19 protein-coding genes and 2 other annotated features are annotated in these 17,917 nt (G+C 40.0%); of the genes, 6 read left to right on the plus strand and 13 right to left on the minus strand.

Going from position 1 to position 17,917, the window contains the following annotated elements:
* Positions 1–270 carry a cell division protein ZapA gene (gene zapA, locus LC091_RS03570; RefSeq protein ID WP_060664833.1) on the minus strand — a complete coding sequence of 90 codons (270 nt, stop codon included), beginning with the start codon at positions 268–270 and terminating at the stop codon, positions 1–3.
* A gap of 94 nt (positions 271–364) precedes the next feature.
* Between zapA and rnhC the strand changes: the two genes are divergently transcribed.
* On the plus strand, positions 365–1,321 hold the full coding sequence (rnhC, locus tag LC091_RS03575; protein WP_226680296.1) for a ribonuclease HIII: 957 nt from the start codon (positions 365–367) through the stop codon (positions 1,319–1,321).
* Between the two features lie 1,024 nt (positions 1,322–2,345).
* Here the strand turns inward: rnhC and pheT are convergent.
* The 3 genes from pheT to LC091_RS03590 form a co-directional block, all read right to left on the minus strand.
* Positions 2,346–4,760 (minus strand): phenylalanine--tRNA ligase subunit beta, encoded by a 2,415-nt coding sequence (pheT, locus tag LC091_RS03580; RefSeq protein ID WP_226680297.1) that lies wholly within the window; start codon positions 4,758–4,760, stop codon positions 2,346–2,348.
* 14 nt (positions 4,761–4,774) lie between these two features.
* Complete coding sequence (gene pheS / locus LC091_RS03585; protein WP_148987843.1) at positions 4,775–5,809, minus strand: phenylalanine--tRNA ligase subunit alpha; 1,035 nt, start codon at positions 5,807–5,809, stop codon at positions 4,775–4,777.
* Positions 5,810–6,037: 228 nt separating this feature from the next.
* Positions 6,038–6,282: a binding site (T-box leader), on the minus strand.
* Between the two features lie 51 nt (positions 6,283–6,333).
* Complete coding sequence (locus tag LC091_RS03590) at positions 6,334–7,092, minus strand: TrmH family RNA methyltransferase (RefSeq protein ID WP_226680298.1); 759 nt, start codon at positions 7,090–7,092, stop codon at positions 6,334–6,336.
* 118 nt (positions 7,093–7,210) lie between these two features.
* On the opposite strand from LC091_RS03590, the gene sspI reads away from it, so the two are divergent.
* A complete protein-coding gene (gene sspI, locus LC091_RS03595) occupies positions 7,211–7,417 on the plus strand; it encodes a small acid-soluble spore protein SspI (protein WP_010195705.1) in 207 nt (68 codons plus the stop codon).
* Positions 7,418–7,455: 38 nt separating this feature from the next.
* Here the strand turns inward: sspI and LC091_RS03600 are convergent, their stop codons facing one another.
* The 3 genes from LC091_RS03600 to LC091_RS03610 form a co-directional block, all read right to left on the minus strand.
* Positions 7,456–8,415 carry a nuclease-related domain-containing protein gene (locus LC091_RS03600; protein WP_226680299.1) on the minus strand — a complete coding sequence of 320 codons (960 nt, stop codon included), beginning with the start codon at positions 8,413–8,415 and terminating at the stop codon, positions 7,456–7,458.
* A gap of 255 nt (positions 8,416–8,670) precedes the next feature.
* A complete protein-coding gene (locus tag LC091_RS03605) occupies positions 8,671–9,756 on the minus strand; it encodes a M42 family metallopeptidase (RefSeq protein WP_226680300.1) in 1,086 nt (361 codons plus the stop codon).
* Between the two features lie 72 nt (positions 9,757–9,828).
* Positions 9,829–10,320: a dUTP diphosphatase gene (locus LC091_RS03610; RefSeq protein WP_226680301.1), complete on the minus strand. Its 492-nt coding sequence runs from the start codon at positions 10,318–10,320 to the stop codon at positions 9,829–9,831.
* A gap of 114 nt (positions 10,321–10,434) precedes the next feature.
* On the opposite strand from LC091_RS03610, the gene LC091_RS03615 reads away from it, so the two are divergent.
* On the plus strand, positions 10,435–10,827 hold the full coding sequence (locus tag LC091_RS03615; protein WP_060664827.1) for a hypothetical protein: 393 nt from the start codon (positions 10,435–10,437) through the stop codon (positions 10,825–10,827).
* Between the two features lie 95 nt (positions 10,828–10,922).
* Here the strand turns inward: LC091_RS03615 and LC091_RS03620 are convergent, their stop codons facing one another.
* The gene (locus LC091_RS03620) at positions 10,923–11,459 is read right to left on the minus strand and encodes a PadR family transcriptional regulator (protein WP_226680302.1); all 537 of its coding nucleotides are present in this window, start codon (positions 11,457–11,459) and stop codon (positions 10,923–10,925) included.
* A 127-nt stretch (positions 11,460–11,586) separates the two neighbouring features.
* On the opposite strand from LC091_RS03620, the gene LC091_RS03625 reads away from it, so the two are divergent.
* The 3 genes from LC091_RS03625 (at position 11,587) to LC091_RS03635 (ending at position 14,803) form a co-directional block, all read left to right on the plus strand.
* Positions 11,587–12,768, plus strand: a complete 1,182-nt coding sequence (locus tag LC091_RS03625; RefSeq protein ID WP_226680303.1) for an MFS transporter — start codon at positions 11,587–11,589, stop codon at positions 12,766–12,768.
* A gap of 17 nt (positions 12,769–12,785) precedes the next feature.
* Positions 12,786–13,121, plus strand: a complete 336-nt coding sequence (locus tag LC091_RS03630) for a YisL family protein (RefSeq protein WP_226680304.1) — start codon at positions 12,786–12,788, stop codon at positions 13,119–13,121.
* Between the two features lie 113 nt (positions 13,122–13,234).
* On the plus strand, positions 13,235–14,803 hold the full coding sequence (locus tag LC091_RS03635; protein WP_226680305.1) for an ABC1 kinase family protein: 1,569 nt from the start codon (positions 13,235–13,237) through the stop codon (positions 14,801–14,803).
* 494 nt (positions 14,804–15,297) lie between these two features.
* On the opposite strand, the gene LC091_RS03640 is transcribed toward LC091_RS03635, so the two are convergent.
* The 5 genes from LC091_RS03640 to infC form a co-directional block, all read right to left on the minus strand.
* The gene (locus LC091_RS03640) at positions 15,298–15,885 is read right to left on the minus strand and encodes a TVP38/TMEM64 family protein (RefSeq protein WP_226680306.1); all 588 of its coding nucleotides are present in this window, start codon (positions 15,883–15,885) and stop codon (positions 15,298–15,300) included.
* A gap of 63 nt (positions 15,886–15,948) precedes the next feature.
* Positions 15,949–16,212 carry a DUF1294 domain-containing protein gene (locus LC091_RS03645; RefSeq protein WP_319003638.1) on the minus strand — a complete coding sequence of 88 codons (264 nt, stop codon included), beginning with the start codon at positions 16,210–16,212 and terminating at the stop codon, positions 15,949–15,951.
* Between the two features lie 126 nt (positions 16,213–16,338).
* Positions 16,339–16,698: a 50S ribosomal protein L20 gene (gene rplT, locus LC091_RS03650; RefSeq protein WP_010195693.1), complete on the minus strand. Its 360-nt coding sequence runs from the start codon at positions 16,696–16,698 to the stop codon at positions 16,339–16,341.
* A gap of 24 nt (positions 16,699–16,722) precedes the next feature.
* Entirely contained in the window at positions 16,723–16,923 is a 201-nt protein-coding gene (rpmI, locus tag LC091_RS03655; RefSeq protein WP_010195692.1) for a 50S ribosomal protein L35, read from the minus strand.
* Positions 16,924–16,944: 21 nt separating this feature from the next.
* The gene (gene infC / locus LC091_RS03660) at positions 16,945–17,463 is read right to left on the minus strand and encodes a translation initiation factor IF-3 (RefSeq protein WP_082380810.1); all 519 of its coding nucleotides are present in this window, start codon (positions 17,461–17,463) and stop codon (positions 16,945–16,947) included.
* A 56-nt stretch (positions 17,464–17,519) separates the two neighbouring features.
* Positions 17,520–17,658 (minus strand) — a sequence feature (ribosomal protein L20 leader region).
* Positions 17,659–17,917: the final 259 nt, after the last annotated feature.

Here is a 17,917-nt window from a genome sequence, read left to right on the forward strand (position 1 = left end):
TCAACCCTTTTTCTTTAATTCTCTCTCAAGCATATCGTATTCGTCTTTTAATTTGATATAATCATGTACAACGTTAACCGCAGTCAGAACTGCCAGTTTACTGATGTCTAAGTTTGAATTTTTGCTATTGATTTCTCTCATTTTTTCATCGACAATGGAAGCAACAAGTCGTATGTGACTTATACTTTCCGTACCAACAATCGAGTATTGTTGTCCATATATGTCGACAGTTGTGCGAGTTTTATGCTCTGACAACGTGTATGCCCCCATTCATTAAAATCCTAATCTTTATAATACCATGAAACTTTCTAAAGTGGAAAAGAAACATGGAAAAATGTAAAAATTTGTAGTAGGAGTGAATTAATTGTCATATCAAGTCATTCAGGTATCTGGAACTATTTTAAACAAAATTGAGAGTTTCTATAAGGAATATAAGCTAGACAAACTCCCATCAGGGGCCGTTTTTGTCGCCAAATCACCTACATGTAATATTACTGCATACAGGTCAGGGAAGGTTTTGTTTCAAGGAAAGGGAGCAGACGAGGAAGCGAACATATGGAAGGGGTTTGGAGCTACCGATGCACCGTCTAAATCTAGCAAGAAGGCAACAACGGTGTCATCAACAGGAAACAAAGCGAAATCCTCCCTGCCTGCTGGCTTTGCTTCCCTTTCTGTCATTGGATCTGATGAAGTTGGGACAGGAGATTATTTTGGTCCTATTACTGTTTGTGCCGCATATGTAAAAAAAGAGCACATGGCTAAATTGACAGAACTTGGTGTGCAAGATTCGAAGGCATTAAATGATGAAAAGATTGTGCGGATAGCCAAAGCAATCTTGCCGCATGTTCCTTATAGTCTATTAGTTTTACATAATGAAAAATATAATGAACTGCAACAGAGTGGTATGAGTCAGGGGAAAATCAAGGCGTTATTGCATAATAAAGCATTGCAACATGTTCTGGATAAGATCGCTCCTGAGAAACCTGATGCCATATTGATTGATCAGTTTGCGGAGTCAGGGATCTACTATAGACATGTGGCTCAGCAAAAGAAAATTGTCCGTGAAAATGTTTATTTTCATACAAAAGCGGAGGGTCTGCACCTTTCAGTAGCAGCGGCTTCCATCATTGCGAGGTATTCTTTCTTGAAGGAGATGGATAAGCTGAGCGAGCTTGCGGGAATCACCATACCTAAAGGTGCGGGTTCAAAAGTAGATTCTGCAGCTGCAAGAGTCATTGAAAAGCATGGAGAAGGATTTTTGAATAAAGTGGCGAAAGTCCATTTTGCCAACACATTAAAGGCAAAAAAACTGGTCAGATAACTTTACCAATCGAAAGTTCGTTTACAGTAGGTTGTCTTGTGCTATAATTTGTGTATACACATGATTGAAGAAGCCAAAGTGTTGGACGCACTTTGACTTAACAGTATAAGTTCCGCAGAAGCACGGCTACTGTGGAGTCGAACGTAATAAGTAACTCACCCGACTGCCTAACAGCGAATTAGAAGTCACGGGTGGGTTATTTTTTTGTCATTTCTTTTATTAGCACGATTACTAGATTTACAAACGCAAAGAGGAATAGTCCTGATGTGAGGAAAAGCTGCATTTCGCTCATACGGTCACCCCCGTTCTCCACAGGGATTCACCGCACCACCCGTTCCTATTATACTGTCCACTCTATTATACCATTCTATCGGAAAAACAGAACACATGTTCTTATAAATCATTCGAAATACCTAGTTTTGATTTTAAGAGAAACAAGCCAATTAGAGTGGTTTATTTAAATCTAAGAGTTTGAGTTTGTTTGGTTAATCGATAACCATCGTTTTTCCCTTTTTGAAGGAGTTTTGGGCTTTGAGACGGCTTCTCTGTTACCATTTTTGCTTTTCCGGAGGAGCTTCGGGCTCTGAGACGGCTTCTCTGTTACCGTTTTTGCTTTTCCGGAGGAGCTTCGGGCTCTGAGACGGCTTCTCTGTTACCGTTTTTGCTTTTCCGGAGGAGCTTCGGGCTCTGAGACGGCTTCTCTGTTACCGTTTTTGCTTTTCCGAAGGAGCTTCGGGCTCTGAGGCGGCTTCTCTGTTACCTTTTCCACACGAGTCTTCGCCATTTGCTCCAAATTATAGCTATAGACAAGGTATATAAACTCTACTGGTTCTTCAGTCAACTCAATTAGATAGCTTTTATTTACTTTTAAATGAATTAAATTACCTTTTTAATTAGAGTGGAAGGCGTATAGACCCCTCAGGAAAGCAATACACCTGGAAAGTTCAACTGTGTTATCTGCTTTCTTGTTCTTTGAGAAAGCACCAAAAAAGGGATCCCATTAGGAATCCCTTTTTTGTTTATATTAGCTTCTTAGTACGGCGTTGAATTTTTCTTCTACTGCTTGAAGCACTTTTGTGTGGACTTTTGTTACTTCTTCGTCTGTTAGTGTGTGTTCTGGGTGGTAGTAACGCAATGCGAAAGCGACTGATTTTTTGGATGAGTCGATTTTGTCTCCTTCGTATACGTCGAATACCTGAACTTCTTTCAATAAAGAACCACCTGTTGTTTTGATGACTGCTTCTAGTTCACCTGCTGGAGTTTCGCGGTCTACCACAAGCGCGATGTCGCGGCTGATGGATGGGAAGCGTGGAATTGCTTCGTACTGGATTTCTCCGATACTTTCTCCAAGTAGAGCTGTTAAGGAAAGCTCGAACACATATGTTTCAGGTAGATCTAGTTCATTTAATTTCTCTGGATGAAGCTGACCAATGAAACCGATGCTCTCACCGTTTAGGAAGATTTCCGCTGTACGCCCTGGGTGCAAGCCATCTTTTTCAGCACGTGTGTAAGTGATCGTTTCACTCACTCCAAGCATAGAGAACATGCCTTCTAGAATTCCTTTAGCTACAAAGAAATCAACCGCTTTTTTCTCTCCCTGCCATGGGTGTTGCTGCCATAGACCTGTCAGGGCACCAGCGAGACGCTCTTTTTCTTCCGGTAAAACTGCATCGTCTTTTCCAATGAAAACAGAACCAATTTCGTAAACTGCATTTGCTTGCAAGGAACGAGCAATATTGTGTTGAAGCGCTTCTAAAAGGTGAGGCACTAAGCTTAATCGCAACGTGCTTCTTTCTTCACTCATTGGCATCGCAAGGCGGATCGCTTTTCCATCTTCAAGGGCGAATTGCTTCGCGCGCTCATCGCTTGTCAGGGAGTATGTGATATTTTGAATCAAACCTGCACCCTCAAGGTATCGACGAACTTTACGACGCTTCGCTTGGTATGGAGTCAACACGCCAGGTGTTGCCGCACTTACAGGCAATGTTGTTGGAATGTTGTCGTATCCGTAAAGACGTGCAACTTCCTCTACAAGATCCTCTTCAATCGTGATATCCCCACGACGAGTTGGTACGGTTACTGTGAAGCTCCCGTTGTCTTCTGACACTTCGAATTGCAGCTTGGTGAAAATATCTTTTACTTCTTCAGAAGAGATGGATGTTCCTAAAACAGAATTTATCTTTTCTACAGTAGTAGTCACAACTGCAGGCTCTACTTTTAATGTGTTTACTTCCACAGAACCTCCGACTACTTCACCTCCAGCATATTCTGCCATAAGGGCAACTGCTCTTTCTGCCGCTTCATGTGTACGGTTCGGATCGATTCCTTTTTCATAGCGGGCACTCGCTTCACTGCGAAGACCATGGTCTTTCGAAGCTTTTCTGACAGTGACTCCGTTAAAATATGCGGACTCCAATAGGATCGTCGTTGTATCAGATTGAACTTCTGAATTCGCTCCACCCATAACACCAGCTAGTGCGACAGGCTCTGAACCATTTGTGATAACAAGATGATCTTCTGTTAACGTACGTTCAGCATCATCAAGCGTCGTAATTTTTTCATCCTTATGAGCACGGCGTACAAGGATTTCCTTGCTGCCAAGACGATCATAATCGAACGCATGCAATGGCTGACCGTATTCTAATAGAACGTAGTTTGTGATGTCGACCACATTGTTGTGTGGGCGGATTCCGGCTGCCATCAGACGACCTTGCATCCAAAGCGGTGACGGACCGATTTTCACGTTTTTCACTACTTTTGCGACATATAACGGGTTGTCTTCAGAAGCATCCACATTTACGGAAATATAGTCAGACGCTTGCTCACTGTTTGCTTCATATTCAGTGGATGGCCATTTTACGTCACGGCCAAGGATCGCGCCAACTTCATAAGCCACACCTAGCATACTTAATGCATCAGAACGGTTTGGTGTAAGCCCTAGTTCCATCACTTTGTCATTGCGGTTTAGATATTCTAGTGCATCTGTCCCAACTTCCACATCATTCGGGAATACAAAAATCCCTTCAGAGAATTCTTTGGCAACAAGCTTAGAACCTATTCCTAATTCTTGTAAAGAACATATCATTCCATTGGACTCTTCGCCACGAAGCTTTGCACGCTTAATTTTAAAATTACCAGGAAGCACTGCCCCAACAGTTGCCACTGCCACTTTCTGGCCTTTGTCTACATTTTTAGCTCCACAGACAATTTGTGCAGTCTCTCCGTTTCCAAGGTCCACCTGGCATACATTCAATTTATCCGCATTTGGATGCTGTTCCTTTTCTAACACGTGACCAACCACGACACCTTTGATTCCGTCGTTCAGCACTTCCACGCCTTCTACTTCAATACCGCTTCTTGTAATCTTCTCTGCCAAGTCTTCCGCAGAAATATCATCTATATTTACGTAATCTTTTAACCAATTGTAAGATACTAACATGGTTTCCCCTCCTCTTAAACTCGATTGAATTGCTTTACAAAACGTTGATCGTTCGTGTAGAAATGGCGGATATCGTCAATGCCGTAACGAAGCATCGCAATACGCTCAGGTCCCATTCCAAAAGCAAATCCTTGATATTTCTTCGGATCATATCCAGACATTTCAAGCACACGCGGATGAACCATACCAGCTCCTAAAATTTCAATCCAGCCAGTCCCTTTACACATACTGCAACCTTTTCCTCCACATTTAGCACATGTCACGTCAATCTCAACAGATGGCTCAGTGAACGGGAAGAAACTTGGACGCAGACGGATCTCACGGTCTTCACCAAACATCTTTTTCGCAAAAGTTTCAAGCGTCCCTTTCAGGTCACTCATGCTGATGTTTTCATCAATAACAAGTCCTTCAATCTGCGTGAACTGATGGGAGTGAGTCGCATCGTCATCATCACGGCGATATACTTTACCCGGGCATATGATTTTGATAGGTCCCTTTTCCTTATTCGCTTCCATCGTTCTTGCTTGAACAGGGGAAGTTTGTGTTCTTAAAAGTACTTCATCTGTAATGTAGAAAGAATCCTGCATATCGCGAGCTGGGTGATCTTTCGGCAGATTCAATGCTTCAAAGTTGTAGTAATCTGTTTCCACTTCCGGTCCTTCTGTGATCGTGTAGCCCATTCCTAGGAACAGGTCTTCGATTTCTTCAATGACTTTTGTTAACGGGTGCGGGTTTCCTGTTGGTGCTGGGCGGCCAGGCAATGTTACATCAATTGTTTCAGATGCAAGCTTCTTTGCTACCTCTGCTTTTTCAAGCTCAGCTTGTTTTGCTTCAATTTTTTCCGCAACATTCCCACGAACGACGTTTGCCAGTGCTCCCATTTTCGGGCGTTCTTCTGCAGACAGCTTACCCATCCCTTTTAAAATTTCCGTGATTGGTCCTTTTTTTCCAAGGTACGCCACACGGACTTCATTTAGTGCTTTTAAATCTTGTGCTTGTTCTACCTGCTCAATGGCAAGCGTCTCTAATTCCTTCAATCGTTGTTCCACATCTATTCCTCCTTGGTTCATTTTTGAGTGTAAGTAAAAAGGATGTTTAGATTTCCAGCTGTTGATTGGAGCAATGGGCGGAGACTCCGGAGGGAGGTAGCGGTAGGTTGAGACCCCGCAACGGAGTGAGGAGGCTCAAGCACTGCCCCTCGGAAAGCGAAGCCCAGTGCGGAAATCAACAGCGGCGTTTAACAGAGCCTATAAAAAAACAAAAAAACTCGCCCCTCAAAAAGGGACGAGATATTCGCGGTACCACCCTAGTTAACAAAAGAAAAATACTCTTTGTTCGCTCTGTTCCAGATAACGGCTATCTAACCGGTCCACCTTTACAGCAACTTTTCTGGGTTGCTGGTCCAAGTGTCACTCAAGAGGTGAAATCTTCACTCATTCTTCCTTTAAGATGCTTTCAGTCTGCGGCACCTTTTCCCTGATAAGGTCTGAATGGAGCTACTTGCCTCTCTCATTGCTTTGTTCAGTATGTAACTATTGTTATATTATATTGAAAACATGTGCCAGATGCAACTCTATCCACGTAAATAATACATTAAAATTCCGGCTGCAACGCCAACATTCAAGGATTCACTTTGACCATGAATCGGGATGTATAGGTTCTGATCTGTCATGTCTAGATGTTCCTGGGCCATTCCTTTTCCTTCATTGCCAAGAATAAGCGCGAAAGATTCGGATGGTTGTACTTGTTGGAACGGTAATCCATTTTGCAGGGAGGTTCCGTAAACAGGTGTTTGTAGTTCCTTACACTGCTTAATATAGCTTCTAAGATCGCCCCTTGCTATCGGTAAGTGAAAGATCGATCCTTGTGTGGAACGAATAACTTTTGAGCTATAAAGATCAGCGCATCCTTCTCCTAAAAAAACCATGTCCATACCGGCAGCGTCCGCTGTTCTTATCATTGTGCCCACATTTCCCGGGTCTTGAACATTATCAAGCAAAAGAATTTTTTGGTTGGGTTGTATTTTGTGTTCATTTTCTTCTGGTATGCGGCAGATCGCTGCCACCCCTTGAGGTGTTTCCGTTTCACTGATTTCTTTTAATACATTCGGAACAGCGTAAATGAGTTCCACATGGTTGAGGTCCCATTCTTTTGGGATGGTGCGATCTTCAGAAATAATGATTTCTTCCACAAGGTTGTCCACTTTAAGTGCCTCTTCCACTAAGTGAAAGCCTTCTATAATAAAAGTTCCAGACTGTTCGCGTTCTTTCTTTTTCTGCAGTTTTTTCCACTGTTTCACTTTATTGTTCTTGATGGATTCTATATGTTTCAATGCTTGTTTCTCCTTTTCCGCTACTCAATACTGCTATTATACGCATTTTGCACACATAATTAAACCATCTTATGGACAGGCTATGTGTTGATACTATTTTTCCTACGAGGTGATAAGGATGAATTTAAATTTACGTCATGCGATCCGGCAGAATGTGGAAGGAAATTCTCAAGACCAGCTTAGAGAGACAATCTTAGATGCCATTAATAAAGGCGAAGAAAAAATGCTTCCAGGTTTAGGCGTGTTGTTTGAAGTGATTTGGGAGAATTCTTCTGAGCAGGACAAAGCTGAAATGCTCTCAACTTTAGAGGATGGATTGAAATAGTATTGGAAATGAGGCAGCTCCTTTTTGAGGGGCTGTTTTTATTTGAGCTTGTAGATTCTCCTATATTTTGAGCCGCAGTGTTTTAATCCTAGAGAGTAAATAATTTTAGATGTGGTTGAATCTGAATCTAATCCTAGGAATTCTTTTAATTCTAGATGGGTGATGTTTGTACCGAAAAGTAAGCGATAATCTTCTAGGGTTGATATATGCCCATCTTTAGATTTGAAATTGCATACTTTACAGAGCCATGATCCACTCTTCCTATTCATGGGGATGTAGGAACAGCTCGGACATGCTACACCTTTTATAATCTCCTCAGGCCTTATACCATAACGATGAAGGATGTTAATATCTTCCTCGCAATGCTTCTTTAATAATTTCCGTGATATTTTTAATAATTCATTTTCAGTAAAGATGGAAGTATCTGTTTGATGTTCAAAATCTTCTAGTTTCGAAAAAATATTATGTGCATGCAAGACGGATTGAGAGTCTTTCACTCGGGAGTCTGATCTGATAATGGTTTGGGGATTGGTAAAACATACAAGGGACTTTATTGGAGGACGCTTTATCTTTTGGCTTTCTATAAAAGAATATAGTCTTAAATTCTGTTTTTTCACCTGATCTAGAGGATTATAAAATCCCTCTTCTATGCCATTTAGTGTCCGAATAAATTGAGCAAAATGATTTTCAAAAGTGACTTGGCCGATGATGTTTTTTATTTCAATAATGAGGAAGTATGTTGAGGTTAAAATGAGGACATCCATTTGAAAGCAGTAGTTACTAGATGATTGTAGTCTTAATGCATGCAAGATATAGTATTTGCGCTCGTCCAAAAACGATAAATGATATTCCATGGACTGCTCACCTTTGTATCCTGCCAGTCTTTTTGCCAAATCCTGCTCAATTTGTGGCCGTTTGGGATGATTTTTATCAATTCTTCTCAACAATGTTTCTAGCTTACTGATTGTTAACGGTTTTTCTAGTGGTTTTATTATCATTTTTCCCTCCAAATGGTTTATTTGAATTAATTTTACCATAATATAACAGGATTCTTAAGAGATTTCCTGATAGTTCGTGCCATTTTATGTCGAGTTCATGCCGAAATGCATCAAGTTCGTGCCAAAATCGCCCGAGTTCGTGCCAAAACACAACGAGTTGATGCCAAAATGATTTTCACCCTAATTTCTACTAATTATGTGACCAAAAAATACGAAAAGAAACAAAAGGCCCGCCGCGGCGGACCCTCCAATCTATCAATCAAACGTCAATCTGCTTACTGTATCAGCATCCAACTTCTTAATCACTTCAGCAATTAATTTAACCGCGTTCTCGTAGTCATCACGGTGCAGCATTGCTGCGTGAGAGTGGATGTAGCGTGTTGCGATTGTGATGGAAAGTGCCGGTACACCTTGAGCTGTCAGGTGGATGGCACCGGAATCTGTTCCGCCACCTGCAACAGAGTCAAACTGATATGGAATTTCCATTTCGTCAGCTACACCTGTAACAAAATCGCGTAAACCTTTGTGGGAGACCATGGATGCATCATAAAGGATGATTTGCGGGCCTTTCCCCATTTTGCTTAGTGCTTCTTTTTCCGTTACGCCTGGAGTGTCTCCAGCGATACCTACGTCCACACCGAATCCGATATCAGGTTGGATTAGGTTTGCAGAGGTTTTCGCACCGCGAAGGCCAACTTCCTCTTGTACTGTACCTACTCCGTACACAACGTTTGGATGGTCTGCGTCTTTTAACTGCTTCATCACGTCAATGGCGATGGCACAGCCGATGCGGTTATCCCAAGCTTTTGCAAGAAGCATTTTTTCATTGTTCATTACTGTGAATTCGAAGTAAGGAACAACCTGGTCGCCAGGGCGTACTCCCCATTCTTGTGCTTCTTCACGGCTGGATGCACCGATATCAATGAACATGTCCTTGATGTCTACCGGTTTTTTGCGTGCTTCTGGAGGCAGGATATGTGGTGGTTTAGACCCGATCACACCTGTAACGTCACCTTTAGAAGTTACGATCGTTACACGTTGTGCCAACATTACTTGCGACCACCAGCCGCCAACTGTTTGAAAGCGTAGGAATCCGCGATCGTCAATATGTGTAATCATGAAGCCCACTTCGTCCAAGTGACCTGCGACCATTACTTTCGGTCCGTCCGCTTTTCCAACTTTTTTAGCAATTAAGCTTCCCAATCCGTCTGTGAATACCTCATCAGCGAAAGGCGTTATGTATTTTTTCATTACGTCGCGTGGTTCTTTTTCGTTGCCGGGAATACCCTTAGCATCTGTTAGATCTTTCAACATTGTTAATGTTTCATCTAGCTTTGTCATGTATTTCGACCCCCTTAATAAATATCAATCCAACAATTATTATACAGAAAACTCTTACTAATGTAAAAAGGATTAGTAACCTTGCTGTTGCCTTTCGTGATTCACTTGGTTTTTTTCCAAGTACGCCTGCTCCACTTCGGTCCACTTAAAGCCAAGCATTTCACCTAATTGAATATAGGAATCCAGTAATAGATAGTAATTTTCTTCAGACAAATCGTCTTTAAAAGTAGAAACCAGCTGATATACTCTATTGAATTGCTCAGTTAGCGAGGCTGCCTCCTCCGCAAGCCCTCTAGAAGTTTCCGGACCGTCATACCAAAAAGTCAATCCTAGGGATAAAATAAAATGCACTCCGTCCACATACTCTTCCAATATTACTTCGCGTGCTGCCGGTGGCTTTACACTCCAAAATTTAAAGCAACGAGTTTCATTCGCCAATTCTCCAAGCTCTACAAGCAAGGCCAATATCTTTTCTTCAACCAAATCTTCTTTCCGCAACCCATGTTGTGATTCGATTTTTGCATCAAGCTCTCTTTGCATGTCGTATAAACGTCTTAAATTCAAAAATATCGCCTTCTTTTTAAAAAAATTTATAAAAAAATGAAACCTTTTGATACCTACACCCGTATATAAGGTATTTTATAACACAAACTGTATTTTTGCGAAGGAGTAGCAAATATGTTTATGATTCTCATTCGTCTTGCTTTACTTGCACTTTTTGCTTTTATTATTTATTCCATTTTCAAGTATCTCCTGAATCCGAAAAGGAAGCTCGAGATTGCGCATGAACAGAAGAACTTCTATCTTCTAGATCAGAAAAGCAATGTACGGAAAAACTTTCTTCTGACCTACAAAGGGGTCATGTTTGAAGGGGAAAAATATTTGGGGACGACTGACAGAGCGTTCGAGGTCATTTCCATTTTCATCTGGCCGAAGAACCCCGAAAAGTTGCAAGGATTAAAAAAGCATGACTTTGAATTTATTCAAAAAGAGGTACGAAAGCAATACCCAGATGCTTTAATTGATTGGAAAAGTCCCATAAAAGAGTTTTTAAAAGATGAAAGAGGATAACGCTTCTTGGAGTTATCCTCTTCTGTACAAAATCATCCTCACCTTAATACACTTCATTAAGGACTTGTGCCAAAAGGGTACCTTTAATACTTTTACTAGTCTTTCATACGGGTAATTACCTCATCTTTCACCTTCTCACACCACTCTATATACATTTTTGCATACATGATCCCATATTCAGAAGTGGCAAAATCTCCTATCATACCAATAGAATTTTCCAGATGTTCTTTTTGCCATGCCAAGGTACCATCTAAAACTTGTTTCTCCCTCGAGATGATGGAATCTAGCAGCGTGAGAATTTCCTTTTTTGTAAGGAGATGAAAAGCGCTTGCCTTTATAAGAAATTCATCCTTAATCTTCGCTGGCTTGTGAGCTTCGTCTACTAGCCACTCCACCAACATTTTCTTGCCTTGGTTTGTAATGGAGTACATCTTCTTATTAGGAGTTCCTTCTTGATAAATAAACTCCGACTCGATTAGCTCGTCCTTCTCCATTTTGTTTAACTCCGTATAAATTTGAGAGTGAGTGGAACTCCAAAAATATATCATTTTTTCTTTAAATGTTTTATATATTTCGTAACCAGTCTGTGGATGTTGTGAGAGTAGACCAAGCAATGCATATTTTAAACTCATGTAACATCCTCCTTTCCATCTATGAACAGTTTGTTACAGATACCTGTGATGTATTGTGTAAATCCAAAGTCCCCTTTATGATTAATATGTCAATAATGACATATAGCTGTTTTGAAGGAGGTGACATATGAATAAACGTATCGTATTACTCATGATGATACAAGTCTTTATATATTTAGGATTTGGAATAATAATTCCTGTCATACCAGAGATTGTTAGCAAGCTAGACACAACCTCGGTTCACTTAGGGGGGCTCCTGGCAATCTATTCCCTTTCCTCATTTATCACAGCACCTTTCTGGGGAGGTCTGTCCGATCGATTTGGAAGAAAAAGCATGATGCTTATAGGATTAATGGGCTATTCTTTATCCTTTATCCTATTCGGATTATTCCTTAATAGCTTAGCCGGACTTTACGCATCAAGGGTATTGGGTGGAATATTTTCAGGTGCCCTGTATTCTGCGACCATATCCTATGTGGCCGACAATACAAATGAAGATAACCGAACAAAATACATGGGGTTTATCGGGATCAGTATTGGGGTTGGCTTTATTTTGGGCCCATCAATTGGAGGGTTTCTCAGCACCCTTAGTCTGACAGCTCCTTTTTATACCTCAGCTGGCCTGCTTCTTCTCCTATTTATTCTCACATGGCGGTTTCTCCCAGATTCAATAAGAAAAGGAGAAAACGCTATGAAGCATAGATTACTGTCCAAGAAGCAATGGGGGATGCTTCGCAGTAATCAAATGATTGCCTTATTAAGCTTTACCTTCATTGCTACCTTATTGATGGCAGGACTTGAGTCTACCTTCCAACTTTTTGAAATCAAGAATATTGGTATCACGCCTGTTCAGATAGGACTTTTATTTATGATTAGCGGTTTCGCTGATGCCATCGTCCAAGGCGCAATCATTCCATTTATAAAGCGTGGACAGGAGGCTAGGTGGATCATTGCAGGGCAAATAGCATCCGGTGCAGCTTTATTATTAATCCCCTTTACCCAAGAGCTTTGGATAGCTGGGGCAGCATTAGCCTTGTTCTCGGCCGGTAACGCACTCGTGCGCACGTGCACCATTTCCTTGATTACCCTGCAGGCTGAACATCAACAAGGTCTGGCTTCGGGTATCAGTTACTCCTTGGACAGTCTCGGTAGAATTATTGGACCATTAGCTTTTACATTCCTATTGGACATACATGCTGTCACGACATTCATTGTGTTAAGCTTCATCACGTTTTTCAGTATTATACTCATGGTTTATTTTGAGAATATACGCTCAGCACATACAAACATGATACCTCAAAATGATTAACAAAGGAGAAATTTACGATGTTTCAAACTCTATATTCCATTCATGCCAGTGTTTGGCTGTTACTTGTCATAAGTTTTTTTATCACCTATTTTATTAACAAAAAGAAAATAGCTCACATGGTTTTGCGACTTTTTTACATTGTGATGTTGGGTACTGGTATTTCGATGCTCCATTTAATGGGATATCCCTTCAACTATACTCTAAAAGGTTTACTGGCTGTTACCTTAGTGTCCCTAATGGAAATTCTTCTTGTAAGGAGAAAGAAGGAAAAGAAAAATGGAGGAATCTTACTTCTATTATTCTTGGTACTATCCCTTGTGCTTCTTATGGGGTTTAACGTGGTAACTTTTTGATGAGTAAGAAACATTATCTTTTGATAGTTTTTCTTTTCATTGCCATTTGGGCATTAATTGTATTCACTAAACAATAAAAGAGTGATTGGATGATAGTAATACACCTAAGAAGATTGATACAAATATTGAATTCCATTTGGAAATCGAGAGTTTTCCAAACTTATCAGGGTAAAGAAATTTTAAATGGTAACCTATTGCGCACCCAGCTACAGACTCTTGGCCCTACTTTCATTAAGCTAGGTCAATTTTTAAGTACTAGAGATGACCTGTTTACAGATGAGGTTCTTCGTGAATTAGAAAAACTACAAGATCAAGGGGACGCACTACCTTTTGGTGAAATAGAACATCTATTAGAAAGTGAATGGAAACTACCCATATCTACCGTTCTTAGAGAAATATTTGAACAACCTCTTGGGAATGCTTCCATTGGTCAGGTATACAAAGCTGTCCTCATTTCTGGAGAGACGGTAGCAATAAAGGTACAGAAATCTAGTGTTGAAAAACAAATTCAGCAGGATCTCACTCTTATTACCTTATTGGCCAAGAAATTGGATAACTGGCTATCCCCTACGATTTTGTATTCGGACATTGTGAGAGAATTTGCCGTTTCCCTACAAAAGGAATTAGATTTTGAACAAGAGATGGTCCATATGCAATCTTTCGCCAGATATAATAAAAGTTCAAACATTCTAGTTCCTAAAGTATATAGAAATTTGTCTACAAAAAAAGTGCTTGTTATGGAATACATGCAAGGTGAAAAGGTTACGCATCATCAGTTTTCCAGTCAAGCCCAGAAGAGGGAATTCGCTAACCGGTTTGCTAGTCACTTATTTTGTCAAATATTTGTAGACGGTTATTTTCATGCTGATCCTCATCCCGGAAATGTCCTTATATTAGGCAATGACCTCATATACTTAGATTTCGGGAACATAGGTAAAGTCTATGGCCCTACAAGAAAGTGGATGGGAAAACTCTTTTTCCATTTAACAAATGAAAATTTTGAACACCTTGCTGAAATTTTAGCAGAAGACATGCATCTTGATGCAAAAACTAAAAAGAAATTAGTATATGATCTTTCTGTATTCTCAGATAACTATGTAAACTCTCCTGTAAAAAGCGTAAAATTAGGAGAAGTACTATTTGATTTAATCAAACTTATGAAAGAATATGACTTATATGTGCCAAGTGAAATGATGGTGGTTGGTAGCGCACTACTAAAAGCTGAGAGAACAATTGCCCTTCTCGATCCTGAATTAACACTTGCTAGCCTCATTAAAAATACAGGAATAGAAATGTTAAAAGAAAGATATCAACCTAATTCATTGATTAAAGAGGTCAAGGTAAAGGAGATGGAATGGCTTGAGGCGCTTCAAGACATCCCTAATCATGTCAATAAGGCATTGAAGAATATAGCCACAGGTACTACACCTATCACTATTGATTTACAAAGTGACAAGCTTTTAGACAGAAAAATTGATAGAATGGTTAATCTCATTACCTTCAGTATAGTGTTGCTTAGTTTTAGCATTATTTCGACTGGTATAATTCTCAGTCTAAAAGTCACAAACAATTCCATCATATCTAGTGACCATGCAGCAACTCTCGGTGTTACGTCCAGCTTAGTCGTTACGGTTGTTTTCATCGGCATATTAATTTCTTTAGTAAAAAAGAAAATTAAGTAAAAAAAACACATAAAAAGGGCATCATAGTATGCTCTTTTTCTACATACTTAAAGATATTCGTCTACGTTGTAAAATTTATATCTTCAACAATCTGGCCATGATTGCTGAAGAAGTTTTACTAGACAATTTCATTATAAAACCAGTATCCTCAAATAGAATCTACGACTAGATACTCGCTATAGGATCATGAGAAACGTTCTATAGTAAAATCAAAATCTCTATGTACCTTTGAAAGTTCCACTTTGGTCCCTCAAATCTTTTTACACAGTACAACTATGTTGATAACCCCTTTAGCTAAGACAGCCTCCTTTATTCCTGGTTTTCAAACAGAGTTTAAATTCAAATAAAAAAGCCTATTATCCGCACCCTGCAGGTAGTAGGCTTTTTAAATTAAAGAACTTTTTTAGTAAGTAATCGGATATCCATCATTATTTAAGTTCAGTCTATTTACCCCATCTTTTATCCATAATAACCATTAATACTGTAAATAAGCGTTAACCTCTTTTATATTGCTTTTCTTTATGAAAGAATTGTTCCCACTTCATGACAACGACTTTTTGTCTCATTACCAACATAAGAAGCAACAGTCCTATAAGCACAGCAACCATGGCAGTTGGAGAAAATTCCGTGATAAATTGGCCAAATACGGTATAGATTATGGCGAGAGGAATATTAGTCAGGAGAGAAGCTTTTGCATAGTGAGAAAAGCTTTTTGTCGTTTCAATCAAGCAGAGAGAAAGTAAGTGGAAATGGATGAATGGGATCAGACGCATGACAGTGATCTGTCCAACGGAAAAGTTTGCCCGATTGCCAAAGAACCTTTCTTTCATTCTTAAAATTTTCCCGAATATGCTAGGAAACTGCTGATATAAAAAGTAGAAAAATAAACTGGATAATGTTAAGCCTGCCATTGAGTAGATGCTGCCGATTACTCCGCCAAACAGGGCTCCACCGGCAATGCAGATGATGACTACCGGAATAAACAAAACTTGTCTTAATATATGGAAAAGTATAAAACCAAGAGAAGCCAGCCACCAGTGACTTTCAATCATGACAAAGAGTACGTTCAATTTTTCGTCCATTTGGCTTGCCTCCTAGTTTTAATATTAAAGCTTATTCAACTATCAATATTTTATGTTAACTTATCAGGCTATGAGAAAATACCCCCAGAACCCGATATGTAAGAATGTGATGAATGGTAGACCTATCCGGAATAACAGGCGCTTTGTTTTATGACGAAAGGTTTGCATCCCCATCCACGTCCCAAGTGCACCGCCAAGCATGGCAATTCCCCATAGATGTAATTCAGGTATTCTCCAGCGATGTTCAATGGCTTTTTGTTTATCTACTTTCATAATAATGAAGCCTACAATGTTTATAAAGATATAATAACCGACGAGTACTTCCATCATATCCTCCGACGTTCGAATGTGTGCACACATTTTGTATGTAGACTGAACTATCTATCAGTCTCAACTTATTTTATCAAAACACAAAAGAGGCTACCAAATTGTTAGCCTCTTTTGTTTGGGTAATTATTTATTTAAGCTGTTTTTCGCAGCAGTTGCCAATTCAGCAAATGCTTTTTCGTCGCTAACTGCTAGCTCAGCTAACATTTTGCGGTTTACTTCGATTCCAGCTACTTTCAAACCGTGCATTAGACGGCTGTAAGAAAGACCGTTCATGCGAGCCGCTGCGTTGATACGAGCGATCCAAAGCTTACGGAAGTCGCGCTTTTTCTGGCGACGATCGCGATAAGCGTACATTAGGGATTTCATTACTTGTTGGTTAGCTACTTTATATAAAGTGTGTTTAGAACCGTAATAACCTTTGGCTAATTTAATGACTTTTTTACGACGTTGGCGTGTTACTGTACCGCCTTTAACTCTTGGCATTATGAATACCTCCTATAAAAAATATTATCTTAAGTTGTCTAACATGTGACGGATGCGTTTGAAATCACCTTTGCTGACCATAGCTGATTTACGCAATTTACGCTTTTGCTTTTGAGACTTGTTAGCGAATAAGTGACTTGTGTATGCGTGAGAACGCTTTAAGCTACCAGATCCAGTTTTCTTGAATCTTTTCGCTGATCCGCGATGAGTTTTCATTTTAGGCATTGGAGTTCCTCCTCATATGAATTACTTTTCGTTTTTAGGTGCCAAAATTAAGAACATGCTACGTCCATCCATTTTAGGATGGGACTCAACTGTTGATACTTCTGCACATGCAGCAGAGAAACGATCTAGCACACGCTGACCAATTTCTTTATGTGTAATCGCACGTCCTTTGAATCGGATCGATGCTTTTACTTTGTCTCCTTTTTCAAGGAATTTGATTGCATTGCGAAGCTTCGTGTTGAAGTCATGCTCATCAATTGTAGGGCTTAAACGAACTTCCTTTAAGCTGATTACTTTTTGGTTTTTACGCGCTTCTTTTTCTTTCTTCTGTTGCTCGAAACGGAACTTTCCGTAGTCCATAATTCGGCATACAGGAGGTTTCGCATTAGGCGCAACCATTACTAAGTCAAGGTTAGCACGTGCTGCTATTTCTAGAGCTTCGACTTTTGACTTAATTCCTAGCTGGTCTCCATTTTGACCGATTAGACGTACTTCACGGGCACGAATGCCATCGTTTACCATCATGTCCTTGCTAATAATTAGCCACCTCCAAGGTTTATTCCGAACACCGTTTGACGAACAATTTACTCTTTTGTACAAACAAAAAAGTGTGGATGTACACATACACCCACACTTTACGATTACATAAGTAAAAGATAAAATCTTTCTCGTAAAACCTGCCAACTGCATCAGATGCGTCAATCAGGTGAGAAGCGGGTGCTTCTTCTTGTCCTCAAACAAGTATTCAATTTGACCTTGTATAATATATCATTAATGATGATTGATTGTCAAGAATTCGTATCAAATGAAACAACGTTTTAAATGATATCAGATAAATTGCGATTGTGCAATAGTTTTTTTCGTTGGGTGTAAAAGATAGGTGTTTGGGTTAACTCCTTGTCTCCTTTCGTTTCAGGTGTTCGCTTTCCGAGGGGCGGTGCTTGAGCCTCCTCACAACGCTTCAGGGGTCTCAAGACTACCGCTATCTCCCTCC

The sequence above is a fragment of the Sutcliffiella horikoshii genome (assembly GCF_020524325.1).
Classification (GTDB): domain Bacteria; phylum Bacillota; class Bacilli; order Bacillales; family Bacillaceae_I; genus Sutcliffiella_A; species Sutcliffiella_A horikoshii_D.

What these genes read in the sequence shown, in the direction of transcription:
- zapA (WP_060664833.1), bottom strand. Translation starts at nt 270, where the DNA reads ATGGGGGCATACACGTTGTCAGAGCATAAAACTCGCACAACTGTCGAC.
- pheT (WP_226680297.1), bottom strand. Translation starts at nt 4,760, where the DNA reads ATGTTAGTATCTTACAATTGGTTAAAAGATTACGTAAATATAGATGAT.
- sspI (WP_010195705.1), top strand. Translation starts at nt 7,211, where the DNA reads ATGAATTTAAATTTACGTCATGCGATCCGGCAGAATGTGGAAGGAAAT.
- LC091_RS03600 (WP_226680299.1), bottom strand. Translation starts at nt 8,415, where the DNA reads ATGATAATAAAACCACTAGAAAAACCGTTAACAATCAGTAAGCTAGAA.
- LC091_RS03605 (WP_226680300.1), bottom strand. Translation starts at nt 9,756, where the DNA reads ATGACAAAGCTAGATGAAACATTAACAATGTTGAAAGATCTAACAGAT.
- LC091_RS03615 (WP_060664827.1), top strand. Translation starts at nt 10,435, where the DNA reads ATGTTTATGATTCTCATTCGTCTTGCTTTACTTGCACTTTTTGCTTTT.
- LC091_RS03620 (WP_226680302.1), bottom strand. Translation starts at nt 11,459, where the DNA reads ATGAGTTTAAAATATGCATTGCTTGGTCTACTCTCACAACATCCACAG.
- LC091_RS03625 (WP_226680303.1), top strand. Translation starts at nt 11,587, where the DNA reads ATGAATAAACGTATCGTATTACTCATGATGATACAAGTCTTTATATAT.
- LC091_RS03630 (WP_226680304.1), top strand. Translation starts at nt 12,786, where the DNA reads ATGTTTCAAACTCTATATTCCATTCATGCCAGTGTTTGGCTGTTACTT.
- LC091_RS03640 (WP_226680306.1), bottom strand. Translation starts at nt 15,885, where the DNA reads ATGGACGAAAAATTGAACGTACTCTTTGTCATGATTGAAAGTCACTGG.
- LC091_RS03645 (WP_319003638.1), bottom strand. Translation starts at nt 16,212, where the DNA reads ATGGAAGTACTCGTCGGTTATTATATCTTTATAAACATTGTAGGCTTC.
- rplT (WP_010195693.1), bottom strand. Translation starts at nt 16,698, where the DNA reads ATGCCAAGAGTTAAAGGCGGTACAGTAACACGCCAACGTCGTAAAAAA.
- rpmI (WP_010195692.1), bottom strand. Translation starts at nt 16,923, where the DNA reads ATGCCTAAAATGAAAACTCATCGCGGATCAGCGAAAAGATTCAAGAAA.